This is a genomic window from Microcystis sp. M44BS1 (genome assembly GCF_020244875.1).
GTDB lineage: Bacteria > Cyanobacteriota > Cyanobacteriia > Cyanobacteriales > Microcystaceae > Microcystis > Microcystis panniformis.
The window spans coordinates 1-9,803 of sequence record NZ_JADBVM010000268.1 but is presented as its reverse complement, the minus strand read 5'-3'; the positions used below and the strand labels follow the sequence as shown (position 1 = coordinate 9,803).

The following is a 9,803-nucleotide window of genomic DNA, read 5'->3' as shown; positions in this document are numbered from 1 at the left end:
TCATAATAAATTTGGCAGAGGATTAAAGATTAGTTATTGTGACTAACTCTTTTGATTAGAAAAAGATAAACTTGAGAATCTTCGGTCAAATTTATTGACTCAAAATCAGCTGTAATTAATTTAAATGAAACAGCCCTACCCGATGTCGGGGGGTAGGGGGGGTTGCCTCTTGCCTGTTGCATGAGTGCCTCTCCTCTATAATTAGCCTATACTCAACGGATTTAGTATAAGCGGTTTAAATAGGGTTGGCTGAAAAAGTTTGCTCCCCCTAAATTCCCCTTAAAAAGAGTGACTTAAAGCTGAAAAAAGGGGCTTTGCGCCCCCAAAAATCTTTAGTCAACGGCTTAAAAATCTACACCAGACTATAGACAATTACTAAACCCAAAACTGCGGCAAAGACAATTAAAGCGTAGAATTGGGCGCGACCATTTTCGAGGTATTTAAGACCTTCACCACTGACAAGAGTAGCTAAACCGGTTAAATTCACCGCCCCATCGATAACGCGATAATCCACCTCCATAATTTGCCGTGCGAGACGACGACAACCCTGGACAAAAACCCGATCATAGAGATTATCAATGTACCACTTGTTCAGGGAAAAACGATACAAAACGGGGAATTTTTCGGCAATAGTTGCAGGGTCAATTTTCTTCTGGAGATACATCAAAGAAGCGACAGTAATCCCGATTAAAGCAATCCCCACCGAATTACCCGCCATAATCAGAAACTCTGTCCAATCAAAAGCATGAACTTCTTCCACTACTTCGTTAGGAACATGAATAAAACCCTCGAAGAAATTCTGCCAAGGTTTACCCACCAAACCAATTAACAAAGAAGGAACCGCCAAAATCATGAGAGGTAAAGTCATAGTAATTGGCGATTCGTGGGGTTCATGGGCATGATGGCCGTGGTTGTCTTCTTCTTGTGCTTCCGAGTCTAATTGTTTAACATTCATTGCCCCCGGTCCAAAAGCCGGAATCGCGCCCGCATTGGCTAACAATCGGCGTTTAATCTCCTTATTAGTCCCTCTAAACTCCCCTTCAAAGGTATTAAAGTACATCCGGAACATATAAAAAGCTGTTAAACCCGCAGTCCCCCAACCGATTAACCATAAAGCTGGGTTCGCTTCAAAAGCTAAACCGAGAATTTCATCCTTCGACCAGAAACCAGCGAAAGGAGGAATCCCACAGATGGCTAGAGTTCCCACCAAGAAAGTTAGGGCAGTAATGGGCATATACTTGCGTAAACCGCCCATCATCCGCATATCTTGCGCTAAAACCGGCTCATGACCGACCACATCCTCCATACCGTGGATGACCGAACCGGAACCGAGGAACAACATCGCCTTAAAATAAGCGTGGGTCATCAGGTGGAATAATCCCGCACTATAAGCGCCGATACCCATAGCCATAACCATATAACCCAATTGGGAGATGGTGGAATAGGCTAAACCCTTTTTGATATCATTCTGGGTGAGGGCGATACTTGCCCCTAGGAAGGCAGTAAAGGCCCCCGTCCAAGCAATTACCGTCATCGCAGTGGGAATTGGCTCAAAAACGGGATACATTCGAGCAATCAGGAAAACTCCAGCAGCCACCATGGTGGCGGCGTGAATCAGGGCCGAAATCGGGGTCGGACCTTCCATAGCATCCGGTAGCCAGACATGAAGGGGAAATTGGGCCGACTTGGCCACGGGTCCCAGGAAGACTAAAACGGCGAATAATGCCGCTAAACTGCCGGCAATGGCTCCAGAAGAGACTAATTCCTCTAGACGTTCACCCATGATATCAAACTCGAAGCTGCCGGTGGCCCAGAAAAGACCCAGCATTCCCAGTAATAAGCCAAAATCGCCGACGCGGTTGGTAACAAAGGCTTTTTGACAGGCCTCGGCGGCTGCCGGACGAGTGAACCAGAAACCTACTAGCAGATAGGAACACATCCCCACCAATTCCCAGAAAATGTAGATCTGGACGAGGTTGGGACTGATGACCAAACCGAGCATAGAACTGCTAAAAATGCTCAGATAGGCGTAAAAACGCACATAACCGGGGTCGTGGGCCATGTAACCATCGGTATAAATCATCACCAAAAAGGCCACGGTGGTGACGATAACCGACATTAAAGCGCTGAGATGATCGATCGTATAACCCATTTTCAGGTGAAAGTTACCCGCCGATGCCCAATCGATCATTTGGGTATAGGGAGCGTGTCCATTGATTTGACTCCACAGCAGTGCAAAAGACAGCACCATCGACGCACCGAGGGTAGAAATGATCAATACAGCATTCACCTGTCGCAGACGATTGGTGACTTCATTAAAGGAAATTAAGCCCGCACCGACTAGGGTAGCGCCTACCAAGGGTAGGACGGGAACTAGCCACGCGTACTGATAAAGCGGTTCCATTCAGTAATACCTAGTTTACAATTTCACACTATTTGGTTTATCCTCATCTATTGTGACATAGGTTAATTCTTAAGAAAGTGTTTATACCTAGTTTTGCTCAACAGGGCGGCGAAAGGTCAAAGGAGCTTATCAATTTGGCAGTTTAGCGAGCGGGACGGTAATTTTTAGGGAGAAGCGGGAAAATTATCAAATAACCACGAAAGCAAGGAAACAATCAAACCAGCAGAAAAGGAAATTATCGCCACGATCGCCTCGCTGCCAAGATAACGCGATAAAAAACTGCCTTGGATCTGGGCGATCGGTAGTCGCGGATTTAACCCCACTTGGAGGCTGTTGGTATTGCCGGAAACGCTCACTTCTAAACCTTGTGATGCTTCGGTAAATTGAATTTTTGGGGAAAGAAAAAGAAAATAGATAAGCCTATTGCGATGACACCCATCAGACTATCAGGTTCGGGAATGGTTGCTGCTGTGGTAACAGAAACCGGGGCCTGATTAGGAGAAAAAAGCGCAAAGGTACGGGTTGCATCAATAGCGATTCCATATATATCGGGATCAATATTGTAACTTATCTTGCAAGCGCACATTCCTCCGTATTGATACATCTGCGCCAAGTGTTCCTGCCATTTACGACCTGCATAATACGATCCATAATTTCCCAGGACAGCACCAAACAAATCAGAAGGATAAGTAAAATTGCCTTGGCTATCAATGACACTCAAACCCAAGAAGGCAGATTGTTGCGGAATAACATAATTCCCTGTGTTTTGCGTCTCACCTAAAGCAATTAAAGCGGGATAAGTCGTTGTTAGGACATTATCAATGGCATTCCGTGCCGCTTCTGCACCCTGAGCATTTAGCCAAAAGGTGGGTTGCAGATTTAAATTGGAAGGATTGCCGAATAAATTGCTAAAAGTATCCTGAACAAAATTAACATTGTAGGAAGAACTATTGACGACTAGATCTTTAATGCCGGTGATATTTCCCTGGGCGTTAAACTGAACAGTAGCCGCTTTAGCTGAGGATAGCGTAAAGCTGAAAACTGAAGCTAAAATCGTTAAACCGAGGATTTTAGTCTGTTTAAACATGATTCTTTCTGTACTCAGGATAGTTAAAGTAACCCATCTGTTATAGCACAAAATATTCCTAGGTTCTCCCTGAATACTACTTTCTTTGAGGCAGCAAGCAGCCCAGTTCTGCTCAATAGGGCGGCGAAAGGTCAAAGGATCTTATCGATTTGGCAGTTGAGCGAGCGGGACGTTAATTTTTAGGGAGAAGCAGGAAAATTATCGAATAACCACGAAAGCAAGAGAAAGACCAAATACGGGTTTCCCCTAGCTAATACGACAATTTATTTAGTACAATTTAACTATACCGATCAAAATTAGTCCAAAAGGGAAATTATTCTTTGTATAGTGCCTGTCACAGTTAAAATCATTGAGTATGATGGGGAGTTTAACTTAACGAGGTATCATGTCCACCGCTCGCCATATCCTAGCACTTCTAAAAAGTCATGTAGAAGGAGAAGAGCAGCAATTTTATTCTGCTGCCCTACAGATGGCTGCACACGAAGCAAGACAAGGACATGGTAAGTTAGCCCAAGAAATTCGCGAATTAATTGACCAAGCAAAGGCTAGTAAATCGGTTATTGAAAAAAAATCTGATCCAATTCCTTTAGTACAACCAAAAGGAGATTTAGCCAATCTGGTTTCGGTCAGATATCCCGATACTCGATTATCGGATATGATTTTAACCTCTGACCTTGAATTTAGACTTAAACGAGTATTAACTGAACAAAGACAAGGAAAAAGACTCAGAGAACATAATCTTATGCCTCGTCGGAAACTGTTGTTAGTAGGTCCACCGGGTTCTGGTAAAACAATGACGGCTGAAGCTTTAGCAGGAGAGCTTAAATTACCTCTATTTACGACTTTGTACGATAGTCTAATGGGCAAGTATATGGGAGAAACGGCTAGTCGTTTAAAAGTGATTTTTGAGGCAATGACAATAACAAAAGGGGTCTATTTTTTTGATGAATTTGATGCGATTGGGACTCAACGTCATAATTCTAACGACGTGGGAGAAATTCGTCGCATTCTCAATTCTTTTTTGATGTTTTTAGAACAAGAGCAAGGGGATAGTTTGATTTTGGCAGCGACTAATCATCCTCAGTTACTAGACAAAGCTCTTTTTAGGCGTTTTGATGATGTAATTGAATATCAGCTTCCCGATGCCGCAATTATTCGTGAATTGATTGAATCTCGTCTTATTTCTTTTGAAATTGACTGGAAAGATTGGTCAAACATTCTTAATCAAGCCAATGGACTCGCTCAAGCTGAAATTGTCAGAGCGACAGATGACGCAGCCAAGCAAGCTGTTTTGTCAAATAGTCAGAAGGTAAGCGAAGATTCTCTGATTTCAGCTATTATGGAACGTAAAGACCTAAACTTCAATGAATAAAACCTAATCCCATAATGTCGCAACGTTCTCGCCGTCTTCCTCACTTGTATCTACGGAATAACGATAAATTTCGTGAAAGCGTCAATTATACTTCACCGCGCTCAGTTAATCCTCCACCACCACCCGATCGGAACAGAATAGAACACGCTGCAAAATTAGAACTTGCTATTGGTGAAGCGATTACGAAAGCTCGTCAACAATTAGAATCCCGTTTATCGGAAATTGCCGTCGGACAACCCGGATTCTATTTAGAATTTCAGGTAACAAAAGATGATGCTAATGCTTTTGAAAATTTAGGAGATAAACGCAAAAAAATTGAATTAGTTGCTGTTAAGCCTTCTCCTGACCAAGAAGACACAGTTAAAGCTACGGTTTTTGTACCAGAGTCAGAGATAGAATTTTTTGAGAACAAAGTAGAACAATATCGTGATCAAGAAACAACAAAAGGAAAGCCAAAAAATGCAGCCCTAATAACCCGACTAGAAAACGTTGAAATTGGTACAGTTCAATCATTATTTACTGATGATCCTGCTTTATTTCCTCAGAATGGACAAGCAATCTGGTGGGAAGTATGGTTACGTCGTGGACAACTTGAAGACTTCCAAACCATTGCTCAAAGACTCGATATTATGACTAAATTTCATATACATTTTCCCGAAATAACTGTTACATTAGCTATGGCTAATGTAGAAAAAATACAGCAAGTTCTTCAAAATTCTGATACGGTTGCAGAATTAAGAATTGCTAAAGATACGCCTTCCTTTTTTCTTGATATGAAATTAATTGAAAAGGAGGAATGGGTCGAGGATTTATGGAATCGAACTTTACCTCCTAGAGATAATGCTGTTGCTGTCTGTCTTCTTGATTATGGAGTTAATAGACGACATAAACTGATTGAAAAAGGTCTTGATAGTAGTGATTTATATACTTGTGATCCTAATTGGGGAACTCATGATCCTCATAATACACATGGTACAGAAATGGCGGGTTTAATTCTTTATGATGATTTATTTAATGCTTTACAAACACAAGGATATATAACGCTTATTCACCGTTTAGAATCAGTTAAAATTCTCCCTCCTGTCGGACAAAATGATCCTGAACTTTATGGCGCAATTACAGAGCAAGCAGTCTCTCGTCCAGAAATACAAAATCCCAAGCGAAAACGTATTTTCTGTATGGCTGTAACTAGCGAGCAGCCATCACCAAATTATGGAACTCCCTCCTCATGGTCAGCAGCAATAGATCAACTATCTTTTGGTGAAGATAATTTTAAGCGATTAATCATTATTTCAGCAGGAAATATCAGAGAAGAAATATCTTTATCTGATTATTTAACCCGCAATGATGTGGCAACAATTGAAAACCCAGCACAAGCTTGGAATGCTCTTGTTGTGGGAGCTTACACTGAAAAAGTTAATATCAGTCATCCCGACTTTCAAGGTTGGCAACCTGTAGCTCCTTGGGGTGATTTATCTCCTAAAAGTTGTACTTCTGTTTCTTGGGAAAATCAATGGCCAATTCGTCCGGATATTGTTTGTGAAGGAGGAAATTATGCCTCAGATGGGGAAAATTATGCACAAATGATTGACGATTTATGCTTATTAACAACTGCTCATAGTCATAACTATAAATTGTTTACTTATATGTGTGATACCAGTTGTGCAACTGCACTCGCTAGTTATATGGCTGCTCGAATTCTTTCAGAAAATCCCAAATATTGGCCAGAAACAATACGCGCTTTAATTGTTCATTCAGCCGAATGGACTGTTAGGATGAGAGCTAATTTTCCAAAGAAATTGAAGCAGCAAGATAAAAAAAATTTGATTCGTCGCTATGGATATGGTGTTCCTGATTTAGACAGAGCTTTAAAAAGTTCAAATAGTGACTTAACACTGGTTATTGAAGATCAACTGACACCTTTTAAAAAAGATGGTAGTGACATTAAAACAGACAAAATGAATTTTCATAGCTTACCCTGGCCAAAAGAAAAGCTAGAACAATTAGGAGAAGCCAAGGTAGAACTGAGAGTAACTTTATCGTATTTTATAGAACCTAATCCAGGGGAGCGAGGTTATAAAAGAAAACACCATTATGCCTCTTATGGACTCAGATTTCAAGTAAAAAAACCTTTAGAGACCAATCAACAATTTCAAAATAGAATTAATAAAGCTACCAGAGAAGAAGAAAAAAATATTTCTGGCAGTAAAGAGGAAGATAACTGGTTTTTGGGTCCTCATTTAAGGAGTCAAGGTTCACTTCATTCTGATATATGGACAGGAACGGCCGTCGATTTAGCAAGTAGAGGAATCATAGGCGTTTATCCTGTTGGTGGATGGTGGAAAGAACAAACACAAGAGGAACGCCATGATCAACCTGTTCGCTATACATTAATTGTAACGATTCGAGTACCAGAAATTGAGTGTGATATTTACACCCCTGTATCTAATTTAATTTTAATCAGTCAAGATACACCCACTAACATACCAATAGAAACAGAGATTTAATCTTTACATCGAACTTCATCCATTAAATATATCTCAGGAATTGAGAAAATTGGTAACGATTCTCTGTCAGTTTCCCTAAGTAGTCGTGCAAAATTAATTTCCTAGTAAAGATAGGCAAAAGGCAAGAGGCAAAAGGCAAGAGGGGGTTAGATATGTGTAATTAATTTTGCTTAGGTACTTACCAACCTTTTCACCTTCCCTCCCCAACAATCCAACTTAATCAGCGTGATTTAGACATGGCTAGAGGAAATAGAGGTGTAGAGGAAATAAAAAGTTAGTCAATAGTGGGTAAAATGTTTGTGTATAGGACATTTTTTCCCCATGACTAAACCCTTAGACTCCCTGAAACAGCCCAATCCCTCGGAAAAAACAGCCCCTAGAGATGATTGGTTAGATAGCGAACTATCTCGTTTAGAAGATTATGAACCTTACGATTGGGGAGAAATAGATCCCTTAATGTTAGGCAAACCCGTACAATATGTTTCTAGTATTGGCTTAGTTGTCGAGGGTGGCAAAGATTGGGGTTGCTGATTGGCAATAGGAATCTTCTTGTGTGGGTTTTTTAAAACCTAGAGCCAAACTAACTTTTGGATAGGATGCACAGTTGGCATTCATAGCTTGAGTCAGCAACACCCCTCCCCAACAACCCAAGTTAATCAGTGCGATTAAAACATGGCTAGAGGAAATAGAGGTTTAAGCGATGGTTAACCTTCTGGATCTTAGTCAGTTATACTAAGGGACTTGCGCTTTGATAATGTACCTTTTGGGCGAACGCAGTTCGCCCCTACGTTGTGGACAAAATCCGTTACTGTAGGGGCGCAAAGCTTGCGCCCTCCGATCGATCAAGTTTGCTGATCACCCTAAGTAGGGGGAGAGCCTTCGAGAGCCTCCGCAGCTAAGGGACTTGCGCTTTGATAATATGCCATCTGGCTGGTCTGATTCTTCTACAGAGCGATTTTCTGGCTGGGATATTATTCCCACGCAAGTCCCTAAGTATATCCATAACTTAGACTCCTTAATAGCAGAACCGACTGAAGATCAATATTTACCTATTCAGGTATTAGATACCCTAGCTGATCCATCTGCCAACCTAACTTAGTTGGCTGCTGATAAACCTTTTTTAAAGTGTTAATATCCCGGCTAGAAATCGGGGCAATATCTCTAGTTTGAGCGAAATACATTACATCCGTCTCTAGGGGACTATGACCCCAAATTCCCAAAGCGTGACCTAATTCGTGCCGCGCTGCCGCTAAGGCCGACCGATCGGCTAAATTAGGACTAATCTGGATACTCATCCGATGAGTTAAGCGATTTTCCTTGACAAAAATCTCGTATTGTGTTATGGCAGAACGCACCCGAGGCAGTTCTAACTTACCGGTTTCGGGATTAAAACGGACTCCCGACGGCGGTAACTCCCGTTTAATGAGGATATCGGCCAATTCTGCCCGATTTACCAACTCGATCGGCAAATACTGCCCCCATTCAGCGATCGCCTCTTGTACCAAACTCAGCCAAGAACTGCGATCGCTCTGAAGATAAATCTTCACAGGAAATTGCGACCAAATCAACGCTCCCACGGGACTGATTTCCACAGCATCAAAATAATCCCCGGGTTGGTTTTGCTCTTGCCATTGGGCTAAATTAGCGGGTAAAGGATGGGTTTTTAACTCCGGTAGCGCTCGACTGTCGGCAATCAGAGAATAGGAAAACAGCAAAAGACTCGCCAAGGCTGCGAGTCCTAGAAAAGAGAACCGACCTCTTAGCATTTAGCGATTTAACCAGCCGGCGCTCAGTACAATGGTTAGGGTGATAAATACCGTCCCCAAGGCCCAAGTCACCTGATTTAAGGTTTTTTCCGCCGTTTTTGCGCTGGTAAAAATCTGTGATTGACCGCCAATACCGCCAATACCATCCCCTTTGGGACTGTGTAATAACACCAAAATCGCCAGAAAGGCCGCCGCCAGCGCCCAAATAATCTGTACTACCAGCACCACTGTCATGATCATTACTCTCTATTTTCCATTACAAAGTATAGCAGTTATCATCAGTTATCAGTTATCAGTTATCAGTTATCAGATGTAAGTTTTAAATTTTTATGGCTCTCTCGGAAATTGGGTGAAAAATGTTCATTATCTTACATTCAAAGATGTCCTACACCCTTTCTTCAATAAGATTTGCTGATCAGCATAACTACAAGAGAGCGGTTTTTATTGGTCATTTTTCTGCTAATTAGGGCTTGCTGAATAATGGTGAAATATAGACGAGGTAAGGGTTTTAGTGTCTTGTTTCGCGAAACAGGTGCAAGATTTTGAGAGAATCGTGCTTCCAAACCTTGCGTCTTCATCGGCCCGCGTCCTGTAGGGGCGAAGCATTCGGGCAATAACCTATCGGTGAAACCGGAGATTTTCTATCCGAATGCTTCGCCCGTACTTT

Annotated in this window: 7 protein-coding genes and 1 pseudogene; 3 read left to right on the top strand and 5 right to left on the bottom strand. The window is 41.8% G+C overall.

Going from position 1 to position 9,803, the window contains the following annotated elements; genetic code table 11:
* Positions 1 to 352 precede the first annotated feature (352 nt).
* From IM515_RS20450 to IM515_RS20440, 3 genes and pseudogenes are all read right to left on the bottom strand, one after another.
* A complete protein-coding gene (locus IM515_RS20450) occupies positions 353 to 2,404 on the bottom strand; it encodes an NAD(P)H-quinone oxidoreductase subunit 5 (protein WP_287629747.1) in 2,052 nt (683 codons plus the stop codon).
* A 164-nt stretch (positions 2,405 to 2,568) separates the two neighbouring features.
* Positions 2,569 to 2,793, bottom strand: a pseudogene (locus IM515_RS20445) (hypothetical protein); the annotation flags it as partial.
* Positions 2,763 to 3,491: a hypothetical protein gene (locus IM515_RS20440; protein WP_287629745.1), complete on the bottom strand. Its 729-nt coding sequence runs from the start codon at positions 3,489 to 3,491 to the stop codon at positions 2,763 to 2,765. The gene IM515_RS20440 and the pseudogene IM515_RS20445, both read right to left, overlap by 31 nt.
* Before the next feature lie 385 nt (positions 3,492 to 3,876).
* On the opposite strand from IM515_RS20440, the gene IM515_RS20435 reads away from it, so the two are divergent.
* The 3 genes from IM515_RS20435 (at position 3,877) to IM515_RS20425 (ending at position 7,901) form a co-directional block, all read left to right on the top strand.
* Entirely contained in the window at positions 3,877 to 4,863 is a 987-nt protein-coding gene (locus IM515_RS20435; protein WP_287629743.1) for an AAA family ATPase, read from the top strand.
* A 14-nt stretch (positions 4,864 to 4,877) separates the two neighbouring features.
* On the top strand, positions 4,878 to 7,370 hold the full coding sequence (locus IM515_RS20430) for a S8 family peptidase (protein ID WP_287629742.1): 2,493 nt from the start codon (positions 4,878 to 4,880) through the stop codon (positions 7,368 to 7,370).
* Between the two features lie 321 nt (positions 7,371 to 7,691).
* Positions 7,692 to 7,901: a hypothetical protein gene (locus tag IM515_RS20425; protein ID WP_002761322.1), complete on the top strand. Its 210-nt coding sequence runs from the start codon at positions 7,692 to 7,694 to the stop codon at positions 7,899 to 7,901.
* A gap of 518 nt (positions 7,902 to 8,419) precedes the next feature.
* Here the strand turns inward: IM515_RS20425 and IM515_RS20420 are convergent.
* Positions 8,420 to 9,136, bottom strand: coding sequence for a peptidase (locus IM515_RS20420; protein WP_287629741.1), 717 nt, complete (start codon positions 9,134 to 9,136; stop codon positions 8,420 to 8,422).
* Entirely contained in the window at positions 9,137 to 9,370 is a 234-nt protein-coding gene (secG, locus tag IM515_RS20415; protein WP_002736485.1) for a preprotein translocase subunit SecG, read from the bottom strand.
* Positions 9,371 to 9,803: the final 433 nt, after the last annotated feature.

Bases quoted from the DNA above. Each gene is read 5' to 3' on its own strand.
- IM515_RS20450 (WP_287629747.1), bottom strand. From the start codon at position 2,404: ATGGAACCGCTTTATCAGTACGCGTGGCTAGTTCCCGTCCTACCCTTG.
- IM515_RS20440 (WP_287629745.1), bottom strand. From the start codon at position 3,491: ATGTTTAAACAGACTAAAATCCTCGGTTTAACGATTTTAGCTTCAGTT.
- IM515_RS20435 (WP_287629743.1), top strand. From the start codon at position 3,877: ATGTCCACCGCTCGCCATATCCTAGCACTTCTAAAAAGTCATGTAGAA.
- IM515_RS20430 (WP_287629742.1), top strand. From the start codon at position 4,878: ATGTCGCAACGTTCTCGCCGTCTTCCTCACTTGTATCTACGGAATAAC.
- IM515_RS20425 (WP_002761322.1), top strand. From the start codon at position 7,692: ATGACTAAACCCTTAGACTCCCTGAAACAGCCCAATCCCTCGGAAAAA.
- IM515_RS20420 (WP_287629741.1), bottom strand. From the start codon at position 9,136: ATGCTAAGAGGTCGGTTCTCTTTTCTAGGACTCGCAGCCTTGGCGAGT.
- secG (WP_002736485.1), bottom strand. From the start codon at position 9,370: ATGACAGTGGTGCTGGTAGTACAGATTATTTGGGCGCTGGCGGCGGCC.